We start from the raw sequence: 20,619 nt of genomic DNA on the forward strand, positions 1-20,619 counted from the left end.
GCCGGGCTGGTGTCGTCGGCGGCGAACGTGCTGCTGCTCGACGAGCCGACGAACAACCTGGACCCGATCTCCCGCGAGCAGGTGCTCGACGCGCTGCGCAGCTACAAGGGCGCGGTGGTGCTGGTCACGCACGACCCGGGTGCGGCGGAAGCGTTGAACCCGGAGCGGGTCATCCTGCTGCCCGACGGCCAGGAGGACCACTGGTCGCAGGAGTACCTGGAGCTCATCCAGCTCGCCTGAGCGCCCGGTCCGGCCGTGACATCCGCGGCGCCCGACGGTTCCGTCCGGCTCGACTGCCTGCCTATGATCATCTGGCGGGTAGTCGAGAGCGGACGGGTCGGTGTGTCCAGATGCGAATCGCGGATGTGTTACGGCGTAAAGGCGCGGCGGTGTCGACGGTGGGCCCGGGGTTGTCGGTCGGCGGGCTGATCGCGGAACTGTCCCGGCGCAACGTGGGTGCCCTGGTGGTGGTGGAGAACGGCGCGATGGTCGGCATCGTGTCCGAACGCGACGTGGTGCGCCAGATCCACGAGCGCGGCGCCGAGGTGCTCGGCGCCCGGGTCGCCGACATAATGGCGGGCTCGGTGTTCACCTGCCTGCCCACCGACAGCCTGGACAGCCTCGCCGAGACCATGACCGAACGACGGATCCGGCACCTGCCGGTGGTCGAGGACGGCCGGCTGCTCGGCATCGTCAGCATCGGTGACGTGGTGAAGACCCGGATCGACGAGCTGCAGTGCGAACGCGACCAGCTCGAGTCGTACATCGAGCAGGGCTGACGGGCGCCCGGGTCGTTGCCGTGACCCAGGCGTGGTGGCTAGCCTGGAACTGCTGACCGAACACTCGCAGGCTCGCCTGGAGGTCGTCGATGGCAGGACCCGATCCGCTTCGCAAGGGAACCCGGATAACCGGCGCGACCCGCGATGCCCTGCAGCGGGACCTGCGGGACCGCTACACGCGCGGTGAGAGCATCCGAAGCCTCGCCGAGGCCACTGGCCGTTCGTACGGCTTCATCCGCACCGTGCTGACCGAGTCCGGGGTGGTGTTGCGCGGACGGGGCGGGGCGAATCGACACCGGATGGCGTGACTCGCCCCGCCCCGGCGGCGGCGGAAGGAGACGTCGAGGTCAGTCCCGGCGCCGCACCGATTCCTCCACGAGATCGAGTACCGCGGAAAGGTTCTCGGTCGCATGTCCGGACGCGATCCGCGCGATCAGGCCGTCGAGCACCAGATCGAGGTAGCCGAGCAGCACCTCGGTCGGCAGGTCGTCGCGCAGCCGTCCCGCCGACTTCTGGCGTTCGAGCCGGCTGACCGTGGCCTGGGTCAGTTCCGCGCTGTGCTGCGTCCAGTCCCGGGCGAACTCCGGGTCGGTGCGCAGCCGCCGCGCGATCTCCAGGCGGGTACCGAGCCAGTTGAACTGCTCGGGCTGCGCGAGCATGTCGCGCATCACCTGGACCAGGCCCTGCTCGGCCGCCACGTCGGCCATCCGGCGGGCATCCTCGTGGGCGAGGGCCAGGAACAGCCCGTCCTTGTCCTTGAAATGGTGGAAGATGGCACCGCGCGAGAGCCCGGTCTCCTCCTCCAGTCGGCGCACGGTAGCGCCCTCGTAGCCGTACTCCGCGAAACACCGTCGGGAGCCGTCGAGTATCTGGCTCCGACGTGCCGCGAGGTGGTCCTCGCTGACCTTGGGCACAGCCGACATCCTTTCGTACGGAACGGGAACGGCGGGCCCGAGACGAGACGTCCCGAGCCCGCCGCCCACGCTCTGCGCGATCTGCTTAGATCACTGGGTCAGGCTGGCTAGCCCTTGATCATGTTGCGGAGCACGAACTGCAGGATGCCGCCGTTGCGGTAGTAGTCCGCCTCGCCGGGGGTGTCGATGCGGACGACCGCGTCGAACTGCACCTTGGCGCCGTCCGTCTTGGTGGCCGTGACCTTCATGGTCTTCGGGGTGACGCCCTCGTTGAGCTTCACGATGCCCTCGATGTCGAAGGTCTCGGTGCCGTCGAGGCCCAGCGACGCGGCGGACTCGCCGACGGGGAACTGCAGCGGCACAACGCCCATGCCGATGAGGTTGGAGCGGTGGATGCGCTCGAACGACTCGGTGATGACGGCCTTGACGCCGAGCAGGCTGGTGCCCTTGGCGGCCCAGTCACGCGAGGAACCGGAGCCGTACTCCTTGCCGCCCAGGACGACCAGCGGGATGCCGGCGGCCTGGTAGTTCTGCGACGCGTCGTAGATGAACGCCTGCGGCGCGCCTTCCTGGGTGAAGTCGCGGGTGTAGCCGCCCGAGACGTCGTCGAGGAGCTGGTTGCGCAGACGGATGTTCGCGAACGTGCCGCGGATCATCACCTCGTGGTTGCCGCGACGCGAGCCCAGGGAGTTGTAGTCCTTGCGCTCGACACCGTTGGCGTCCAGGTACTGCGCGGCCGGGGTGCCGGGCTTGATCGGGCCGGCCGGGCTGATGTGGTCGGTGGTGACCGAGTCGCCCAGCAACGCCAGGACGCGGGCGCCCTTGATGTCGGTGACCGGGGTGGTCTCCATCGTCATGCCCTCGAAGTACGGCGCCTTGCGGACGTAGGTCGAGTTCTCGTCCCACGCGAAGGTGTCGCCCTCCGGGGTGGACAGGTTCTGCCAGCGCTCGTCGCCCTTGAAGACGTTGGCGTAGGAGTTGACGAACATGTCCTGGTTGATCGAGGACGCGATGGTCTCCTCGATCTCCTTCGTGGACGGCCAGATGTCCTTCAGGAAGACGTCGTTGCCGTCCTGGTCCTGTCCGAGCGGGTCGACCTCGAAGTCGAAGTCCATGGTGCCGGCGAGACCGTAGGCGATGACCAGCGGCGGGGAGGCCAGGTAGTTCATCTTGACGTCGGGGGAGATGCGACCCTCGAAGTTGCGGTTGCCCGAGAGCACCGCGGTGACCGACAGGTCGTTGTCGTTGATCGCCTTGGAGATGTTCTCCGGCAGGGGACCGGTGTTGCCGATGCAGGTGGTGCAGCCGTAGCCACCGAGGTAGTAGCCGAGCTTCTCGAGGTACGGCCAGAGGCCGGCCTTCTCGTAGTAGTCGTTGACGACCTGCGAGCCCGGCGCCATGTTGGTCTTGACCCACGGCTTGGTGGACAGGCCCTTCTCGACCGCGTTGCGGGCCAGCAGGGCGGCGCCCAGCATCACCGACGGGTTCGAGGTGTTGGTGCAGGAGGTGATGCCCGCGACCACGACGGCGCCGTGGTCGAGCACGAACTCGCCCTGCTCCGGGGTGGTGACGCGCACCGGCTTGGAGGGGCGGCCCTCGGCGCCGTTCGCGGCCGACGCCACGGCGCCCGCGCCGTCGTCGGCGAAGGTGAGAGCGGCGGGATCGGACGCGGGGAAGGACTCCTCGACGGCCTCGTCCAGCTGGCTGTGGTCGGCCGCGACGTGATCCTCCACGTAGGTGTGGATGTCGCGACGGAACGCGTTCTTCGAGTCCGAGAGCAGGATGCGGTCCTGCGGGCGCTTCGGGCCGGCGATGGACGGCACGACGGTGCCGAGGTCCAGCTCGAGGTACTCGGAGTAGTTGGGCTCGGCGTCGGCGTCGTGCCACATGCCCTGTTCCTTGGCGTACGCCTCGACGAGCGCGAGCTGCTCCTCGCTGCGGCCGGTCAGGCGCAGGTAGTTCACGGTCTCCTCGTCGATCGGGAAGATCGCGGCGGTGGAACCGAACTCGGGGCTCATGTTGCCCAGGGTGGCGCGGTTGGCCAGCGGCACCTCGGCGACGCCCTTGCCGTAGAACTCGACGAACTTGCCGACGACGCCGTGCTTGCGCAGCATGTCGGTGACGGTGAGCACCACGTCGGTGGCGGTCACGCCGGGCTTGATCTCACCGGTCAGCTTGAAGCCGACGACGCGCGGGATCAGCATGGAGACCGGCTGGCCGAGCATCGCGGCCTCGGCCTCGATGCCGCCGACGCCCCAGCCCAGCACGCCCAGGCCGTTGACCATGGTGGTGTGCGAGTCGGTGCCGACGCAGGTGTCGGGGTACGCCTGACCGTTGCGGATCATGACGGTGGGTGCCAGGTACTCGATGTTGACCTGGTGCACGATGCCCATGCCCGGGGGGACGACCTTGAAGTCGTCGAACGCGCCCTGGCCCCAGCGCAGGAACTGGTAACGCTCCCCGTTGCGCTGGTACTCGAGGTCGACGTTGCGCTCGAGGGCGTCGGCGCGGCCGAAGACGTCGAGGATGACCGAGTGGTCGATGACCATGTCGGCGGGGGAGAGCGGGTTGACCTTGCTCGGGTCGCCGCCGAGGGCGGTGACGGCCTCACGCATGGTGGCGAGGTCGACGATGCAGGGCACGCCGGTGAAGTCCTGCATGATCACGCGGGCCGGGGTGAACTGGATCTCGATGCTCGGGTCGGCCGACGGATCCCAGCTCGCGATGGAGCGGATGTGGTCGGCGGTGATGTTCGCGCCGTCTTCGGTGCGCAGCAGGTTCTCGGCGAGAACCTTCAGCGCGTACGGCAGCTTCTCGGTGCCGGGAACAGCCGAGAGTCGGAAGATCTCGTACGAGTTGTCTCCGACTTCGAGAGTTCCCTTGGCGCCAAATGAATCAATACTGGTGGTCACGTCAGCTCCACTCGTCTTTGAGGTTCGCCGTCGGCGGGGCTGTGCCGACGGCTGAAGCGAGGCTCGTCGCAGCGAACCAATCGGTCGCGCCGAAGCACCTCGCGGCAAGTCTAACAGTACGCTTGTCCTGTGAAGCCCGCGGGCGGTTCGTGCGCTCCCGACGTTCGACCGGTCGGGGCACGTGTCGATCCTTGCCCACGTCCCGGCGTGTCGCAACGCCGGGCGCCGAGCGGCACGGGTGGGATCGGGCCGGTCCCGTAGTGTGCTGGGCGCACGACGCGCCGCGCGAGCCCACGCGCCTGAAACCGATCCGGATGAAAGATGCCTGCTGCCCTCACCTTCGCGTTCCTCCCGGCCCCGGCCGACATCCCGCCCGAGGTCAACATCGACACCGTCGTCGCGGACCTCGCGGACGACGGTGTTTCCGCGCCGTCCGCCGACGTGCCCGGCCTGCAGGCGGTGGTGGCCCGTGCCCAGGAACACGGGCTGGACGTGAAGATCGTCGTCCTCGAGCGGAACCCGGGGCGCGACGAGCAGTTGCGCGACATCGCGACGGCGGTCGGCAAGCACGAGGACGGCACCGTGCTGGTGCTCAGCCCGAGCTGGGTCGGGTCGTACACCAACACCCTGCCCCGGGTCGCCGTCGAGGACGCCCAGGACAAGGCGTACACCGGCAACGCCGTGCAGTCCGCGTCGAACTACGTCGACGAACTCATCGCGCCGGGGGAGTCGTACGGGCTGATCACCGTCGGTGTCCTGGTGCTGGCCGGCGGCGCGGCCACGGCCACCTGGGTGCTGCGCAGGCGCCGCGCCGACCGCGACGGTCGCTGACACTCCTTCCATCGCCCGGATGGGCGTTTTCTCGCGTGCGTCGGCGCGCGGCGCGCCGTAGGGCCCGCGTTTATCCGACAGTCCTACGGGGCGTTGGCATTCGGATGTGAAGTCGGTGAATTCGACGTGTCCGTCAATGGTGCGGAAAACTACTTCAGTGTTATTTGTGGTTAGAGTTACCGCCCGTGGGCAAAGTGTCGTACGGTGCCATTGGCACTTAAGGGGAAGAAGTGTCGTCGTGGCATCGTCGTCACGTATGTGGATCGTCACGTAGGTGACCGCTGCTCGCGCACGTTTCCCCCGATGGGCACGACCACGAAGACGGGTTGCAGGGCCAGTTCTGGACGTCGGCTCGGTGACACCGGAGTTGTTCACCGTGGTGGTTGAACCGAGGGAGAAGTCAGTGAGCCGAAGGGCAGCGCGCGGGACCCACCGCCGCGGATTCTCGCGATCGAGAATTCGTAGTGCGCAACTGCTCGTCGGACTCGCCGTCGTGACGTCCCTGGTGACGACCACGACGGGCCTGGCCGCTGCCGTTCCGCCGCCACCTCCGAACCCCAGTGACTCCGACCTTCAGCAGGCCACGGCGGGTGTGGATTCCCGGCTGGGTCAGGTCGGTGCGCTGATCAACGAAGTCGCTTCGGCCGACCAGCAATTGAGCGCCCTCGACGACGAGGTGGCGATCAAGCGCGAGGGCGTCAACAAGGCACTGGTGGACCTGCAGAACGCGCGTGACGCGGCCAGTGTCGCGGCCGGTGCCGTCGCCGGGACGCTGCAGGCGCTGCAGGACGCGGGCGCGCAGATCCACTGGGCGCAGACGAAGTTCGACGAGTTCGCGGCGAACACCTATCGGCAGGGCACCGGGGTCGCGTCGATCGCCTCCTTCATCGGATCCGCCGGGCCGGCGGACGTGCTCGACCGGGCCCAGTTGATCAAGCTCCTTGCCACCAACAAGAACTCGGTCCTCGACGGGCTGCAACGTGCGCGCACCGCGGAGGCCAACAAGAACTCCGCCGCCCGCGAGGCCAAGCAGTCCGCGGACGAGGCCGCGTCCGCCGCGGAATCGCAGAAGGCGGAGGCGGAGAACGCAATTGCGGTGGCCCGCTCCGCATTGGCCGAGCAGGCGGGCAAGAAGGCGAAGATCGAGGCAGAGAAGGCCGCCGCCGAGGCGGCTCTGGGCGCCGCGCGTGAGAATGTCTCGGGTCTGCAGAATCAACGCCAGGCATTCGTGAACTGGGACACCCAGCGTGCCGCCGAGCAGGTCGCCGCCGCCGCCGCGGCTGCCGCGGCCAAGCAGGCCGCGGCCGAGGCCGCCGCCCGGGTGGCGGCGAACGAGGCCGCCCGGGCCCGCGCCCGCGAACTGGCCGAGGGCCAGCGCGCGCACACCCAGATCGAGGACGACCCGCCGAGCGGCGAGACCGACACCTCGGGGACCGACGAATCGGGCACGGACACCTCCGGGACGGACGACTCCGGCACGGACGAATCGGGCACGGACACCTCGGGCACAGACACTTCCGGCACCGACGGCTCCGGAACCGACACGTCCGGCACCGACGAGGTCGCGCCGACCACCACCCCGAAGCCGACGACGCCGAAGCCCACCAAACCGAAGCCGACGACGCCGAAGCCGACCAAGCCGAAGCCGACGGTCTCGGGAAGCGCCGCGATCGAGACCGTCATCGACCGAGGCATGGCGCAGCTGGGCATCACCTACGCCTGGGGAGGCGGCGACGAGAACGGTCCGACGCTCGGCATCCGGGACGGCGGCGTCGCGGACAGTTACGGCGACTTCAACAAGGTCGGCTTCGACTGCTCGGGCCTGATGATCTACGCCTTCGCCGGAATCGGCGTCTCGCTCCCGCACTACACCGGCTACCAGTACACCGCCGGCGAACAGGTCTCGACGTCGGAGATGAAGCGCGGCGACATGATCTTCTACGGGCCCAATGCCAGCCAGCACGTCGCGCTGTACCTTGGCAACGGGGAGATGCTCGAGGCTCCGCAGTCGGGTTCGGTCGTCAAGGTCTCGCCCGTCCGGTGGAGCGGTATGACCCCCTACGTGGTCCGAATGGTTGCCTGACCTCCTTCTCGCTCCCGGTCCGGGAGACGCGGGTGAGTTCGGGTGCGATCGATGTGAAAGCGGTGGATTCTTGGTGACCTCAGCGGACGGGGCCGGCGCGATGCCGGATGCGCAACTCCTGGAGAAGGTGATCTACGAGGTCAAGCGGGTGATCGTCGGTCAGGACCGGCTGATCGAGCGGATCCTGGTCGGTCTGCTGGCCCGCGGCCACGTGCTGCTCGAGGGCGTGCCGGGTGTTGCGAAGACGCTGGCCGTGGAGACCTTCGCGACGGTGGTCGGCGGGTCGTTCTCGCGGGTGCAGTTCACCCCGGACCTGGTGCCCACCGACCTGATCGGAACCCGCATCTACCGGCAGGGCCGCGAACAGTTCGACACCGAACTCGGCCCGGTGGTGGCCAACTTCGTGCTCGCCGACGAGATCAACCGTGCGCCCGCGAAGGTGCAGTCCGCACTGCTCGAGGTGATGGCCGAACGGCACGTGACCATCGGTGGCAAGACCTTCCCGATGCCCGACCCGTTCCTGGTGATGGCCACCCAGAACCCGATCGAGAACGAGGGTGTCTACCCGCTTCCCGAGGCCCAGCGGGACCGCTTCCTGTTCAAGATCCTCGTCGACTACCCGACGGTCGAGGAGGAGCGCGAGATCGTCTACCGGATGGGTGTCGAGGTGCCCGTGCCCAAGCAGGTGCTGGGCCCGGACGAGTTGATCCGCCTGCAGAAGGCGGCCAGCGGTGTGTTCGTGCACCACGCCCTGGTCGACTACGTCGTCCGGGTGATCGCCGCGACCCGCACGCCCGCCGACCTGGGACTGACCGACGTGGCCGGCTGGATCTCGTACGGGGCCTCGCCGCGCGCCACCCTCGGCATCATCTCCGCGGCGCGGGCGCTGGCCATGGTCCGCGGCCGTGACTACGTGGTGCCGCAGGACGTGCTCGACGTGATTCCGGACGTGTTGCGGCACCGACTGGTGCTGTCCTACGACGCCCTCGCCGACGAGGTCTCGCCCGACGACGTGATCAACAGGGTGCTGCAGACCGTCGGGCTGCCCCAGGTCGCGGCCCAGCCGGTCGCCCCCGTGGCGCCGCCGGCGGTCAACGGTGCGCCGCAACAGCACTCGGTCGGCGCGGTTCAGCAGCATCCGGCCCCGGCGGCCCCGTCCGCGCCCGCACCGGTCGCTGCGTCCGAGCAGCCGTCGGCGGGGTCGGGCCCGGCGCCCCAGAACCCGGCGCCCCAGAACCCGGCGGGCCCGACCGCGGCGGTCGGTGGCCAGCAGCGGTGACCGGTTCGGCACGTGACGCCGCCCCGTCGGCCCACCCGGGCGGGGCGGGGTCGTCCTCCTCGGCGGGGCTGCCCTCGTTCCGCTCGGGCCAACTGCGCGACCCGCAGCTGGCGGCCGCGCTACGCACCCTGGAGTTGACGGTCCGTCGACGCCTGGACGGGGTGCTGCACGGCGAGCACCTCGGGTTGATCCCGGGCCCCGGCACCGAGCCGGGCGACGCCCGCGAGTACCAGCCCGGGGACGACGTCCGGCAGATGGACTGGTCGGTGACCGCCCGCACCACCCACCCACACGTGCGGCAGTCCGTGGCCGACCGGGAGCTCGAGACGTGGATGGTGATCGACCTGTCCGCGAGCCTCGACTTCGGCACCGTGGGTGCGGAGAAGCGTGACCTCGCGGTGGCCGCCGCGGCCGCGGTGACGCACCTGACCAGCGGCGGCGGCAACCGGATCGGTGCGATCGTGGCCACCGGCGAGCGGACCGTACGGATCCCGGCGCGCGGCGGACGGCTGCACGCGCAGGCGATGCTGCGCACCATCGCGACGACGCCGCACGCGCCGGACGGGGTGCGGGGGGACCTGCGCGGCGCGATCGAGTCGCTGCGCCGGCCGCAACGCCGGCGCGGGCTGGCCGTGGTGATCAGCGACTTCCTCGGTCCGCTCGACTGGGAGCGGTCGCTGCGCGCGATCGCGGGCCGGCACGACGTGCTCGGCGTCGAGGTGCTCGATCCCCGCGACCTGGAACTTCCAGACCTCGGCGACGTGGTGCTGCACGACCCCGAGACCGGCCGCACCCGCGAGTTCCACACCACGCCCGAGTTGCGGGCCGACTTCGCCGCCGCGGCGCAGGCCCACCGCCGGGCGGTGGAACAGACCCTGCACGGCTGCGGATCGTCGGTGCTGAGCCTGCGCACCGACCGCGACTGGATCGCGGACGTCGTGCGCTTCGTGGCGGCCCGTCGGCACAGCTATGGTGCTCGGGTGAATCGAGTGCCCCGCCGGTGAGTCTCACGGATTTCGCGTCGCCCTGGTGGCTGGCGTTCGCCGTCGTGGTGGCCGCGATGGCCGTCGGCTACGTGGTGGTCCAACGCGGCAGGCGCAAGCACGTCCTGCGCTTCACCAACCTCGAACTGCTGGAACGGGTCGCCCCCAAGCAGCCCGGCCGGCTCCGGCACCTGCCGACGGCCCTGGTGCTGTGTGGGCTGCTGCTGCTCACCGTCGCGCTGGCCGGCCCGACGACAGACAAGCGGGTCCCTCGCAACCGCGCGACGGTGATCCTGGTGATCGACGTGTCGTTGTCGATGAAGGCGACCGACGTCGAACCGACCCGGCTCGCTGCCGCGCAGGAGGCGGCGAAGTCGTTCGCGGACGGCCTCACCCCGGGCATCAACCTGGGGCTGGTCGCGTTCGCCGGGACGGCCTCCGTGCTGGTCTCGCCGACCACCAACCGCAACGAGACGAAGACCGCCATCGACCACCTCACCCTGGCCGAGCGGACCGCGACCGGCGAGGCCATCTTCACCTCGCTGCAGTCCATCGAGACCCTCGGCGCCGTCCTCGGCGGCGGCGACCAGGCCCCGCCGGCCCGGATCGTGCTGCTCTCCGACGGCAAGCAGACCGTTCCCGACTTCGAGACCGACCCGCGTGGCAGCTACACCGCGGCGCAGTTGGCCAAGGAGAAGGGGGTGCCGATCTCGACGATCTCGTTCGGTACCCGCTACGGCACCGTGGACATCGAGGACGACCGAATAGCGGTGCCGGTCGACGACCCGTCGCTGCGTGAGATCGCGAGGCTGTCCGGCGGTAGCTTCTTCACCGCGTCGAGCCTCGAGGAACTGCGCAAGGTCTACGACACGCTCGAGGAACAGATCGGTTTCGAGACCACCCGTGGCGATGCGAGTCGGCCGTGGCTGGTGCTCGGGGTACTGTGCACCGCCGCCGGTCTTGCGACGGCTTTGGTTCTGCGCCAACGCCTGCCGTGACCACGCGGTGACCGATCACAATTTGCACCGACCCAACCCCGCCAGTCGAACATGAACAGATAGGTTGATCGCATGTCCAACCCTCCTGCGTCCAACAACGCTGCCCCGTCCCGCTCCGTGCTCGTGACCGGAGGCAACCGCGGCATCGGCCTCGCGGTCGCCCAGCGCCTCGCCGCGGACGGCCACAAGGTCGCCGTCACGCACCGTGGCTCCGGGGTTCCCGAGGGACTGTTCGGCGTGAAGTGCGACGTGACGGACTCGGAGTCGGTGGACCGGGCGTTCTCGGAGGTCGAGGCGCACCAGGGCCCGGTCGAGGTGCTGGTGGCCAACGCGGGCATCACCGACGACACCCTGCTCATGCGGATGACCGAGGAGCAGTTCACCAGCGTCATCGACGCCAACCTGACCGGCGCCTTCCGCTGCGCCAAGCGCGCCAACCGCGCGATGCTGCGCGGCCGCTGGGGCCGGATGATCTTCCTGGGTTCGGTGGTCGGCCTGGGCGGCGGCCCCGGCCAGATCAACTACGCGTCGTCGAAGGCCGGAGTCATCGGTCTCGCGCGCTCGGTCACCCGCGAGCTGGGTTCGCGGTCGATCACCGCCAACGTGGTCGCCCCGGGCTTCATCGAGACCGACATGACGGCGGAGCTGCCGGACAACCTGCGCGACAAGGCCAAGGAGTTCATCCCGCTGCAGCGTCTGGGCAAGCCGGAGGACGTCGCGGCCGTGGTCAGCTTCCTCGCCTCCGAGGACTCGGCCTACGTCTCCGGTGCGATCATCCCGGTGGACGGCGGCATGGGCATGGGCCACTAGCCCCGCCCGAATACATCACCCACACACAGACTTTCATCACAGGAGAAGCGCTATGGGCGGACTGCTCGAAGGCAAGACCATCCTCGTCACCGGCATCATCACCGACTCGTCGATCGCGTTCCACGTCGCGAAGGTGGCGCAGGAGCAGGGCGCGAAGGTCATCATCACCGGTTTCGACCGGCTGCGCCTGATCGACCGGATCGCGCAGCGGCTGCCGCAGCCGGTACCGCCGGCCGTCGAGCTCAACGTGCAGGACGACGAGCACCTCGCGACGTTGGCGGACCGTGTCCGTGAGCTCGCGCCCGAGGGCATCGACGGCGTCGTGCACTCCATCGCGTTCTCGCCGCGCTCCGGTTTGGGTGCGCCGTTCCTCGACGCGCCCTGGGCCGACATCTCGACCGCGCTGGAGGTTTCGGCGTACTCGTACGCGTCGTTGGCGAAGGCGCTGCTGCCGGTGCTCAACGACAACGCCTCGATCGTCGGCATGGACTTCGACCCGTCGCGCGCGATGCCGTTCTACAACTGGATGGGTGTCTCGAAGGCCACCCTCGAGGCGGTCAACCGGTACGTGGCCAAGGAGGTCGGCGTCCGCGGCATCCGTTCGAACCTGGTCGCTGCGGGCCCGATCAAGACGCTGGCCGCCAAGGCCATCGCCGGCGACAGCACCGGACCGGGTGCCGAGCTCGACAAGCTGAACACGGGCTGGGACGACGTCGCCCCGATCGGCTGGAACGTGGACGACCCGACGCCTGTCGCCAAGAGCGTGTGCACGGTGCTCTCCGACTGGCTGCCCGGTACCAGCGCGTCGATCATCTACGTCGACGGCGGTTTCCACGCGATGGTCGGCTGACCGGATCCCTTCTCGCCACGACGACGGTTCCCGAGATGACTGAGTTCGACGCCCTGCTGCTGCTCTCCTTCGGCGGGCCCGAGAAGCCCGACGACGTCCGCCCGTTCCTGGAGAACGTGACCAGGGGCAGGGGAGTGCCGCCCGAGCGCCTCGACGAGGTGGTCGAGCACTACCTGCACTTCGGTGGGGTGTCGCCGATCAACCGGCTCAACCGCGACGTCATCGCCGCGGTCGAGGCCGAGTTCGCCGGTGCGGGAATCGATTTGCCGATCTACTTCGGCAACCGGAACTGGCACCCGATGGTCGAGGACACCGTCGCTCGCATGCGCGACGACGGTGTCCGCTCGGCCCTGGTGTTCCCGACCTCGGCGTGGGGTGGCTACTCCGGGTGCAGGCAGTACCACGAGGACGTGCTGCGGGCGCGGGCCGCGGTGGGCGACGGGGCGCCGACGCTGCGGAAGCTGCGGCAGTACTACGACCACCCGCTGCTGGTCGCGGCCTTCGCGGACGCGATCGCGGCGGCCAGGGCGCAGCTGGCGCCGTCGCAGCGCGCCGCCGCCCGTCTGGTGTTCACCGCGCACTCGGTACCCGTGTCCGCGGACGCGAGCGCGGGCCCGCCCGCCGACGGCGGCCGGCTCTACAGCCGCCAGGTGGCCGAGGCCGCGCGGCTGTGCGCGCAGGCCGCGGGCGTGGCGGACCACGACCTGGTCTGGCAGTCCCGGTCGGGACCGCCTCAGGTGCCGTGGCTCGAACCCGACATCTGTGACCACCTCGACGCGCTCGCGGCGGGCGGAACCGAGGCCGTGATCGTGTGCCCGGTGGGCTTCGTCTCCGACCACCTCGAGGTGATCTGGGACCTCGACACCGAGGCCCGCGACAAGGCCGCGGAATTGGGTCTGGGCTACGTCCGCGCCGGCACGCCCGGCACCGATCCCCGGTTTGCCCAACTGGTGACGGCGCTGGTGCGCGAGCAGTTGAGCGGGGCGGCACCGGACCGGCTCGGCAGCGAACCGCTGTACGGCGCCGGGCTGAACGGCGCCCTGTGCGCGACGGCGTGCTGCGAACCGGCTCGCCGGCCCGGTCGCCAGGCGTAGCTTGGCCGACGATCCGGTCGATCGGAACTCCGATTGCAGGGGTCTGACCTGGGCGTATGATCTGAGGATGCCGCTGCGATACGTCGATCCGGCCAAGAAGCACGGCCCGGTGTACAAGGCCACGGAACGCTTCGGGCGCTCCCGCATCGGACAGCTCTACGTGCGCAAGATCGCCTCCCGCACCGACCCGTGGGTGTACCGCGTCACCGGCGGGCGCCTGCCGTCACGGGACTGGTCGGTCCCGTCGGCGCCACTCAGGACCACCGGCGCCAAGTCGGGTCTGCCTCGCGAGGTGCAGGTGTCCTACTTCCACGACGGGAGCGATCCGATCCTGATCGCGTCCAACTACGGTGGAGCGAGACACCCCCACTGGTACTACAACCTGATTGCGCACCCGGAGTGCCAACTCGGCGGCGAGCGATTCGTGGCGACGGCGATCACCGGGGCCGACGAGCACGAGCGTTTGTACGCGCTCGCCGAGCGGGTCTTCGCCGGGTACCACGACTATCGGGTCAGGACTGCGCCGATCGGGCGGCAGATCCCCGTCTTCAGGCTCTCCCGCAGCGAGGCTGCCAAAGGGCGGCAGTAGATCCGCAGCGCCGGACCTGACTGCGTCCCTTGTCCGAAGGTGCCCCTCACGTCGCGCTGAGCCAGCGGCGACTTCACGACGGTGCGGCTGACTGGAACTGCTCCTATCTCACGTTTCTGCACGTCGGGGGTGGTATTGGGGCGCGCCTCGGTGCATGATGATGTCATCACCTCGTCCACGCCGTAGCCGGGGGAGCAATTCATGACCCGTCGTCTCGCCGCGGCAGCGTTCCTCGCGATCGCCGCCGTCACGCAGTTCTCCGGTGTGGTGCCGACCGGCACCACACCGCTCGCGGGAGCGCAGAGCACCACGACGACCGCCGCCCCCAGCGCCACCGCCACGCCGTCGGACAAGTTCATCAGCAACAAGACGGACGACCCCAAGGACCAGCCCTTCTGTGACGACCAGGCGGCCCTGGCCAACAACCTGAACCGGCAGGGCGACGCGACTCGCGCCGAGAGCGTCGTGTCCACGGCCAACATGAGCGGGTGTCGGATCTACACGTTCCCGTCCTCGCCGGACGGGTAGTGACGGCCGCCGGCGGTCACATCGTCCAGGCGAAGCGGAGTCGGTCGACGACCTCCAGCGGCGGCCTGTCCCGGTACTCGGTCAGCTCGTAGTTCCTGACGGCGTACAACGCCTCCAGTACGAGGGGGTCGAACAGTTCCCCCGCCAGCCGGGACGACCGGAACCGGTCGAGCATCTCGTCGGGTTCGGTGGGCAGCGCCTCGACGCCGAGCGCGCGCCGCTCCTCCTCGCTGAGCTGGTCCGGGTTGACGGTCACCTCGGCGGGCAGCGGCAGGTCCGTCGCGATGCCGGCCAGCGCGGCGCCGAGGACCGCGGTGCTCGCGAGGTACGGGTTGGCGGACGGGTCGATCGGCTTCACCTCGAGGTGGGCGCCGTGCGGATTGCCGGGGGTGTCGGCGCACAGCCGGACGGCGGCCTCCCGGTTCTCGAGCCCCCAGCAGGCATAGGCGCCCGCCCACGTGTTCGGCCGCAGTCGGTGGTGCGAGAGCGTGGACCCGGCCAGCACGAGCATCAGCGCGGGCAGGGCCCGGACGAGGCCGGCGACGGCGCCACGTCCGGTGGCCGTCAGTCCGTGCGGGCCGTCGCCGCCGGACAGGGCCGGTCGACCCCGCCGGGACAGCGAGAGGTGCTGGTGGGCGCCGTTCCCGGCGCCGTCGAGGGTGGGGAGCGGCGAGAACGAGGCGCGCATCCCGTGGGCTCGTGCCGCCCTGCTGACGAGGATGCGGGCCAGCACCGAGTCGTCGGCCGCGGAGACGGGGTCGGTCGGGGACAGGGAGACCTCGAACTGGTTCGGCCCGTACTCCGCGTGGACCTGTTCGATCGCCAGTCCGGCCCGGTCCGCCGCCTCGACGAGGTCCCGGACGAACGACTCCGCGGCGAGGGCTGCGGTCAGCCCGTAGGCCGACCACTCGTCGGCGGGCAGCGCGTCGAAGAGGCAGAACTCGATCTCGTGCCCGATGCAGGCCTCGAGGTCCACCTCGGCGAGCCGGTGCACTGCCCGGCGGAGCGCGCTGCGGGGGCAGGCCCCGTAGGGGCTCCCGTCCTGATCGACGAGGTCCGCCGGAGCCCAGTGCGAACCCTGCCCGAGGTCGCGCAGTTGGTCGGCGCGGATCCGGAGCCGGAGGTCGCCGACCGCCGAGAAGGACGGCGTGAACGCGATGTGGTCGTCGACGCAGAATACGCACCAACTCGGGGAGGCGCCGGCCCCCGCCGACGCGAACGTGGACAGGCGCGCGGCGGGCATCACCTTCGCCCGGGAGATGCCGCTCATGTCCACCACGGAGCCGATCACCCGATCCCGTGGGTCGAGCGGGGTGCCGGTCGTGCTCGGCGAACGTGGGACGGAGAGCATGGGCGTCTCGTCTCGTCGGGTGGCTCGGTGTCGCGCTCCCGAGTGTCCCACCCGCGGCGAATTCCGGCAGCCTTGGACCGACCGGTCCACCGGCGTCCGATATCCATGGAATGATCGGTCTATAACGATCGGTCCACGCATTGACCTGGGGGTACAGATGACGGAGACCGGACTGGGTCCCCGCGAGCGACTGGTGAACTCCGCTGTCGCCATGGTTGGTGTGCGCGGTGTACACGGCACCGGAGTCTCGGAACTGCTCGCCCACAGCGGCGCGGCCCGCAACTCGATCTACCAGCATTTCCACGGGGGCAAGGCCGAACTGGTCGAGGCGTCCACGCTCGCCGCGGGCGAACGGATGTCGGCGCTGCTCGGGTCGCTGTACGAGGACGGCGGCGTCGAGGGACTGGTCGACGGGCTGGTCGACTGGTGGCAGCGCGCGCTGGAGCGCGACGGTTTCGAGGCCGGGTGCCCGGTGGTCGCCGCGGCGCTCGCCGGCCCCGACCTGCCCGGTGTGGTGTCCGCGGCCGGGACGGCGTTCACCGTCTGGTGCGCCCAGCTGGCCGCGGCGCTTCTCGAGCGCGGACTGGCGGCCGACGCGGCCGAGTCGCTGGCGCGGTTCACCGTCGGCGCGGTGGAGGGCGCGGTAGTCCTCTGCCGCGCGACGAAGTCACCGCGACCACTCGACGACGCCCGCACGCAGCTCAGGGCACTGCTCGAGCTGCGCCTCCGGGACGAGGGCTGACGACCGCGCACCCGACCGGGAAGCGTCACCGACACCGGTCGCCGCCGGTCCCGAGCACAGTTGGGCGAAAGCGCCCGCGGCCGCCTACCTTCACGGGGTGCACGTCGACCTCTACCACCGTTACGAGTTCACCTTCCTGGTGCCGCTGCTGACCGTCTCCCGCGAGCACACGCTGGCGGCCGACCTCGGCTCACGGGCCCATGAGGCGAACGGGCTGCAACTGCTGACCATGACCGCCGAGGGGATGCGCGCCGTAACCACCGCCGCCGACGTGGTCGAGCGCCTGACGGCGCACGGGGTGCGGCCGCATCGGACACATCCGGACCTGGTGACGCGTCAGGACATCGCGGACCGGGCCGGGGTGACCCGGCAGGCGGTGGGGCAGTGGGTGCGCGGCGAACGGCACCGGACCGCGCCGTTCCCGGTGCCGTTCAACACGGTCTCCGGCGGGGTCTGGCTCTGGGGGGACGTCTACGGCTGGCTGCGCGAACGCGACTACGGTCGCGACACCGGGCTGCGGTATCCGACGCTCGACGAGCACATCCGCATCGACCGGCACATCGCGATGGACCGCGGGGAGCCCGGGGCCCGGGCGTAGAATCGTCGGTTGTCGGCCGGTGAGGTCGTGCCGCACTCGCAGTACCTGTTGCCGCCGCCCTGCCTGGTCGTTCAGCGCGGTTGAGCAGTCGCCCAGCCGAGTCTGCCGACACGGATTGCGAGGCATTTCGGTGATGATGCGGACCGACGGGGACACCTGGGACATCGTCAGCAGCGTCGGTCTCACCGCGTTGGGTGTGGCGACATTCCGGGCGTTGGAGACGGCCAGGCCCGACGCCCTGATCCGGGACGAGTGTGCGCGGTGGTTCGTCGAAGCGGCGGGCGAGTCGCATTTCACCGGACTGCTGGCCGACCCGTCGCCGCTCGAGAACACGCCGTTCTTCTTCCCCGGGTTCATGGGGCTGCGGACGAGATTCTTCGACGACTTCTTCACCTCCGCTGCGACGGCCGGGATTCGGCAGGCGGTGATCGTGGCCGCCGGACTGGACGCCCGGGCGTACCGGCTCGACTGGCCGGCGGGCACGACGGTGTACGAGGTGGACCAGCCCAAGGTGCTCGAGTTCAAGGGCGAGGTGCTCGCCGAACACGGTGCCCGGGCGAAGGCCGATCGGCGTGCGGTCGCCGTCGACCTGCGAGAGGACTGGCCGGCCGCCCTCGTGGCCGCGGGTTTCGACCCGGCCCGGCCCACGGCGTGGTCGACGGAAGGACTGCTGCCGTACCTGCCCGGCGCGGCGCACGATGCGCTGTTCGAGCGGATCGACGAGCTCTCCGGCCCGGGCAGTCGTCTCGCGGTCGACGGATTCGGCGCGGGCACCGACATCAAGCGTTTCGCGGAGCTGCGGGAGAAGTACTTCCCCCAGAACCCGTTCGGCGACATGGACATTGCCGAGCTCTTCTACCAGGACGAGCGGGCAGATCCGGTTCAGTGGCTGACCGGGCGCGGGTGGACGGTGTCGCTGGCGAACCCGCTCGAGCTGGCCGCCGACTACGGCCGGCCGGTCCCCGAGCTCCCCGAGGACCTCGCCGACCTGACCCGGAAGTCGACGTACCTGACCGCGGTGAAGTAGGCCGAACCGCTCACGTGCGCGGCAGCACCGCGCGCATGCTCGCGCCCGCGGCGCCGAGGCGCGCCGCGCGCACCGCGGACCACAGCGGACGCAGGGTGTCCTCGCGGGCCGCGGCCCCGGCCGCGGACTGTGCCCGGCCGCCGGCGTCGCCCGCGACGGTCAGGATCGCGGCCACCTGGTCGGCCGTGTCGAAGATCCGCAGGGCCCGGTCCGGGATGGCGCCGGGGTAGCCGTGGTGGGCGTACTCCGCGAGCAGTCGGGCGATCCGGGCCCGCGGGTCGTCCTCTCCCGGTGCGAACCCGCCGCGCATCGACGCCAACGCGTCCGCCGCCTCCCGGACCGCCTGCCGCAGCGCGTACTCGGCCTCGCCGAGGCCGGTCTGCTCGGCCGGGACGGGAATCGCCGGCACCGGAAAGACCGTCCACCGCAACACGTCCGGTCCCTCCACCGACGGCACGATGCCGATTCCGGCGCGGCCGTGGGCGCCGACCAGCACGCCCTCGCCGGCCTGGACGGCGGCGCCGGCGAAGGCGGTTCCGGGTGGCAGCCCGCGGACGTCGCCGGGTGCGGGCAGCACGAGGGCGATCGACGCCTCGCGGTCCCGCTCGGACACCTGCCGCACCGCGCGCAGCAACAGCACGGGCCCCGCGTCCTCGGGATCGGGCCACGGCAGGTCCCATTGCACCGAGACCTCGGCGTCGGCGGCGCCGACCAGATGCATCGGCGCCCAGGCCTGTACGGCGTCGATGACGTCGTCCGGCGAACTGGAGCCGGCAAGCCAGGAGGCGGCCCACACGGCCAGGGTGGTACTCGGACAGGACACGGTAATCCAGCATAGGTCGGCGTGGCGGGCTCGGACGAACCGAGCGGGTGTCCTAGCGTGATGGTCCGTGACTTCACGCGACATGTACGGCGGCAACATCTTCTCCGGCCACACCAGGCGTCACCGTCCGGCGGCGCCCCGGGTCCCCGCCGACAAGGGGCTGGTCGTGGAGGACGCGGCCACCGGGTACTGCGGGGCCGTGGTCGGGATGGAGAAGACATACGACGGCGACTTCGTCCGGCTCGAGGACGGGCGCAGGCAGACCCGGCTGTTCGCGATGCGGGAGGCGTCCTTCCTGATCGACGGCAAGGCCGTCACGCTGGTCCGGCCGACCGCGGTCAAGAAGGCCGCCCCGGCCCGCTCGGCGTCCGGGTCCACCCGGGTCGAGGGTCTGCGGGCCCGCACCGCGCTGCCCAGCCGGATCTGGGTGGAGGGCATCCACGACGCGGCGCTGGTCGAACGGGTCTGGGGCCACGACCTCCGGGTCGAGGGCGTCGTGGTCGAGCACCTCGAGGGCCTGGACAACCTGGCCGACCGGCTGGCCGAGTTCGGCCCCGGTCCCGGCCGGAAGGTCGGCGTACTGGCCGACCACCTGGTGGAGGGTTCGAAGGAGTCGCGGATGACGCAGAACCTCGGCCCGCACGTGCTGGTCACCGGTCACCCGTACATCGACGTGTGGGAAGCGGTGCGGCCCAAGGCCGTCGGCATCCAGGCCTGGCCGAAGATCCCGCGGGGACAGGACTGGAAGACCGGCATCTGCCGGGAACTCGGGTGGGGGACTCCGCAGGACGGTTGGCGGCGCGTCTACGGCGCGGTGTCGAGCTTCCGCGACCTCGAGGCGCCGCTGATCGGGGCGGTCGAGCGTCTGGTGGACTTCGTCACCGAGCCGGTCGCCGAGGGGTGACCGGGTCGCTCGCCGAGGGGTGACCGGGGGCGGCGTCGCGAGCCCACCGGCTCGGCGCCGGATTCTGGTTAGATGGACTCGTGGCGGCGATAATCTGGCTGGTTGCAGGCGTTTTGCTCGCAGGGGCCGAGGCGATGACTGGGGACTTCTTCCTCCTCATGCTGGCCGGCGGCGCCCTCGCGACGGCGGGGGTCACCAGCGTGACCGACCTGCCCGTGTGGGCGGACGCGGTGATCTTCGCGTTGACCTCGCTGGTCCTCGTGCTCGGCGTGCGACCGGCCCTGCTGCGCCGCTTCGCCAAGCCGCCGCTGTTGGCCACCAACGTCGAGGCGTTGCCGGGCAAGAAGGCGACGGTGCTGGCGGAGGTCGCGGAGCACGGCGGCCAGATCAAACTCGGCGGCGAGGTGTGGACCGCTCGCGCGCTCGACCCGACCGAGGTGTACCTGCCCGGCACCACCGTGACCGTGATGGAGATCGACGGCGCGACCGCCGTCGTGTGGAGGGGACCCTAGAAATGTCTGGAG

At 70.3% G+C, this 20,619-nt stretch carries 21 protein-coding genes and 1 pseudogene; 18 read left to right on the forward strand and 4 right to left on the reverse strand.

Features of this window, described 5'->3' with window-relative positions:
* From AC1DWC_RS01200 to AC1DWC_RS01210, 3 genes and pseudogenes are all read left to right on the forward strand, one after another.
* Positions 1–240 (forward strand): annotated as a pseudogene (locus tag AC1DWC_RS01200) (ABC transporter ATP-binding protein); the annotation flags it as partial.
* Between the two features lie 110 nt (positions 241–350).
* Positions 351–779, forward strand: coding sequence for a CBS domain-containing protein (locus AC1DWC_RS01205; protein ID WP_477905444.1), 429 nt, complete (start codon positions 351–353; stop codon positions 777–779).
* 89 nt (positions 780–868) lie between these two features.
* Positions 869–1,087, forward strand: a complete 219-nt coding sequence (locus AC1DWC_RS01210) for a helix-turn-helix domain-containing protein (protein ID WP_072844797.1) — start codon at positions 869–871, stop codon at positions 1,085–1,087.
* Between the two features lie 39 nt (positions 1,088–1,126).
* On the opposite strand, the gene AC1DWC_RS01215 is transcribed toward AC1DWC_RS01210, so the two are convergent.
* Positions 1,127–1,693, reverse strand: coding sequence for a TetR/AcrR family transcriptional regulator (locus tag AC1DWC_RS01215; RefSeq protein WP_477905446.1), 567 nt, complete (start codon positions 1,691–1,693; stop codon positions 1,127–1,129).
* Positions 1,694–1,800: 107 nt separating this feature from the next.
* Positions 1,801–4,605, reverse strand: coding sequence for an aconitate hydratase AcnA (gene acnA / locus AC1DWC_RS01220; protein WP_477905448.1), 2,805 nt, complete (start codon positions 4,603–4,605; stop codon positions 1,801–1,803).
* 321 nt (positions 4,606–4,926) lie between these two features.
* On the opposite strand from acnA, the gene AC1DWC_RS01225 reads away from it, so the two are divergent.
* From AC1DWC_RS01225 to AC1DWC_RS01270, 10 genes are all read left to right on the forward strand, one after another.
* Positions 4,927–5,436, forward strand: a complete 510-nt coding sequence (locus tag AC1DWC_RS01225; RefSeq protein ID WP_477905450.1) for an Rv1476 family membrane protein — start codon at positions 4,927–4,929, stop codon at positions 5,434–5,436.
* 403 nt (positions 5,437–5,839) lie between these two features.
* Positions 5,840–7,519, forward strand: coding sequence for an NlpC/P60 family protein (locus AC1DWC_RS01230; protein ID WP_477905452.1), 1,680 nt, complete (start codon positions 5,840–5,842; stop codon positions 7,517–7,519).
* Between the two features lie 100 nt (positions 7,520–7,619).
* Entirely contained in the window at positions 7,620–8,798 is a 1,179-nt protein-coding gene (locus AC1DWC_RS01235) for an AAA family ATPase (protein ID WP_477905789.1), read from the forward strand.
* Positions 8,799–8,866: 68 nt separating this feature from the next.
* The gene (locus tag AC1DWC_RS01240; RefSeq protein ID WP_072844842.1) at positions 8,867–9,802 is read left to right on the forward strand and encodes a DUF58 domain-containing protein; all 936 of its coding nucleotides are present in this window, start codon (positions 8,867–8,869) and stop codon (positions 9,800–9,802) included.
* A complete protein-coding gene (locus tag AC1DWC_RS01245) occupies positions 9,799–10,779 on the forward strand; it encodes a VWA domain-containing protein (protein ID WP_477839832.1) in 981 nt (326 codons plus the stop codon). The genes AC1DWC_RS01240 and AC1DWC_RS01245 overlap by 4 nt, the downstream gene beginning before the upstream one ends.
* 72 nt (positions 10,780–10,851) lie before the next feature.
* Positions 10,852–11,589: a 3-oxoacyl-ACP reductase FabG1 gene (gene fabG1 / locus AC1DWC_RS01250; protein WP_477839830.1), complete on the forward strand. Its 738-nt coding sequence runs from the start codon at positions 10,852–10,854 to the stop codon at positions 11,587–11,589.
* Between the two features lie 52 nt (positions 11,590–11,641).
* On the forward strand, positions 11,642–12,439 hold the full coding sequence (inhA, locus tag AC1DWC_RS01255) for an NADH-dependent enoyl-ACP reductase InhA (RefSeq protein ID WP_072844791.1): 798 nt from the start codon (positions 11,642–11,644) through the stop codon (positions 12,437–12,439).
* 35 nt (positions 12,440–12,474) lie between these two features.
* Positions 12,475–13,533, forward strand: coding sequence for a ferrochelatase (locus AC1DWC_RS01260; protein ID WP_477905454.1), 1,059 nt, complete (start codon positions 12,475–12,477; stop codon positions 13,531–13,533).
* Positions 13,534–13,600: 67 nt separating this feature from the next.
* Complete coding sequence (locus AC1DWC_RS01265; protein WP_477905456.1) at positions 13,601–14,122, forward strand: nitroreductase/quinone reductase family protein; 522 nt, start codon at positions 13,601–13,603, stop codon at positions 14,120–14,122.
* A 201-nt stretch (positions 14,123–14,323) separates the two neighbouring features.
* Positions 14,324–14,650 (forward strand): hypothetical protein, encoded by a 327-nt coding sequence (locus AC1DWC_RS01270; RefSeq protein ID WP_477839825.1) that lies wholly within the window; start codon positions 14,324–14,326, stop codon positions 14,648–14,650.
* Between the two features lie 16 nt (positions 14,651–14,666).
* Here the strand turns inward: AC1DWC_RS01270 and AC1DWC_RS01275 are convergent, their stop codons facing one another.
* Complete coding sequence (locus tag AC1DWC_RS01275) at positions 14,667–16,001, reverse strand: type I glutamate--ammonia ligase (RefSeq protein ID WP_477905458.1); 1,335 nt, start codon at positions 15,999–16,001, stop codon at positions 14,667–14,669.
* A 157-nt stretch (positions 16,002–16,158) separates the two neighbouring features.
* Here AC1DWC_RS01275 and AC1DWC_RS01280 point away from each other — a divergent pair, with 157 nt between their 5' ends.
* The 3 genes from AC1DWC_RS01280 (at position 16,159) to AC1DWC_RS01290 (ending at position 18,368) form a co-directional block, all read left to right on the forward strand.
* Positions 16,159–16,743 (forward strand): TetR/AcrR family transcriptional regulator, encoded by a 585-nt coding sequence (locus AC1DWC_RS01280; protein WP_477905460.1) that lies wholly within the window; start codon positions 16,159–16,161, stop codon positions 16,741–16,743.
* Between the two features lie 97 nt (positions 16,744–16,840).
* On the forward strand, positions 16,841–17,341 hold the full coding sequence (locus AC1DWC_RS01285; protein ID WP_477905462.1) for a hypothetical protein: 501 nt from the start codon (positions 16,841–16,843) through the stop codon (positions 17,339–17,341).
* 133 nt (positions 17,342–17,474) lie between these two features.
* A complete protein-coding gene (locus AC1DWC_RS01290) occupies positions 17,475–18,368 on the forward strand; it encodes a class I SAM-dependent methyltransferase (protein ID WP_477905464.1) in 894 nt (297 codons plus the stop codon).
* A gap of 10 nt (positions 18,369–18,378) precedes the next feature.
* On the opposite strand, the gene AC1DWC_RS01295 is transcribed toward AC1DWC_RS01290, so the two are convergent.
* Positions 18,379–19,191 carry a hypothetical protein gene (locus AC1DWC_RS01295; protein WP_477905466.1) on the reverse strand — a complete coding sequence of 271 codons (813 nt, stop codon included), beginning with the start codon at positions 19,189–19,191 and terminating at the stop codon, positions 18,379–18,381.
* 82 nt (positions 19,192–19,273) lie between these two features.
* On the opposite strand from AC1DWC_RS01295, the gene AC1DWC_RS01300 reads away from it, so the two are divergent.
* Together AC1DWC_RS01300 and AC1DWC_RS01305 are read left to right on the forward strand one after the other, a co-directional pair.
* Positions 19,274–20,095, forward strand: a complete 822-nt coding sequence (locus tag AC1DWC_RS01300) for a DUF3097 domain-containing protein (RefSeq protein ID WP_477905791.1) — start codon at positions 19,274–19,276, stop codon at positions 20,093–20,095.
* A gap of 80 nt (positions 20,096–20,175) precedes the next feature.
* Entirely contained in the window at positions 20,176–20,607 is a 432-nt protein-coding gene (locus tag AC1DWC_RS01305) for an NfeD family protein (protein ID WP_477839813.1), read from the forward strand.
* Positions 20,608–20,619 lie beyond the last annotated feature (12 nt).

Source organism: Rhodococcus sp. P4_C10 (assembly GCF_056402135.1).

Excerpts from the sequence above, each read along its gene's own strand:
- AC1DWC_RS01205 (WP_477905444.1), top strand. The coding sequence starts at position 351 with ATGCGAATCGCGGATGTGTTACGGCGTAAAGGCGCGGCGGTGTCGACG.
- AC1DWC_RS01210 (WP_072844797.1), top strand. The coding sequence starts at position 869 with ATGGCAGGACCCGATCCGCTTCGCAAGGGAACCCGGATAACCGGCGCG.
- AC1DWC_RS01225 (WP_477905450.1), top strand. The coding sequence starts at position 4,927 with ATGCCTGCTGCCCTCACCTTCGCGTTCCTCCCGGCCCCGGCCGACATC.
- AC1DWC_RS01235 (WP_477905789.1), top strand. The coding sequence starts at position 7,620 with ATGCCGGATGCGCAACTCCTGGAGAAGGTGATCTACGAGGTCAAGCGG.
- fabG1 (WP_477839830.1), top strand. The coding sequence starts at position 10,852 with ATGTCCAACCCTCCTGCGTCCAACAACGCTGCCCCGTCCCGCTCCGTG.
- inhA (WP_072844791.1), top strand. The coding sequence starts at position 11,642 with ATGGGCGGACTGCTCGAAGGCAAGACCATCCTCGTCACCGGCATCATC.
- AC1DWC_RS01260 (WP_477905454.1), top strand. The coding sequence starts at position 12,475 with ATGACTGAGTTCGACGCCCTGCTGCTGCTCTCCTTCGGCGGGCCCGAG.
- AC1DWC_RS01265 (WP_477905456.1), top strand. The coding sequence starts at position 13,601 with ATGCCGCTGCGATACGTCGATCCGGCCAAGAAGCACGGCCCGGTGTAC.
- AC1DWC_RS01270 (WP_477839825.1), top strand. The coding sequence starts at position 14,324 with ATGACCCGTCGTCTCGCCGCGGCAGCGTTCCTCGCGATCGCCGCCGTC.
- AC1DWC_RS01275 (WP_477905458.1), bottom strand. The coding sequence starts at position 16,001 with ATGCTCTCCGTCCCACGTTCGCCGAGCACGACCGGCACCCCGCTCGAC.
- AC1DWC_RS01280 (WP_477905460.1), top strand. The coding sequence starts at position 16,159 with ATGACGGAGACCGGACTGGGTCCCCGCGAGCGACTGGTGAACTCCGCT.
- AC1DWC_RS01290 (WP_477905464.1), top strand. The coding sequence starts at position 17,475 with ATGATGCGGACCGACGGGGACACCTGGGACATCGTCAGCAGCGTCGGT.
- AC1DWC_RS01300 (WP_477905791.1), top strand. The coding sequence starts at position 19,274 with ATGTACGGCGGCAACATCTTCTCCGGCCACACCAGGCGTCACCGTCCG.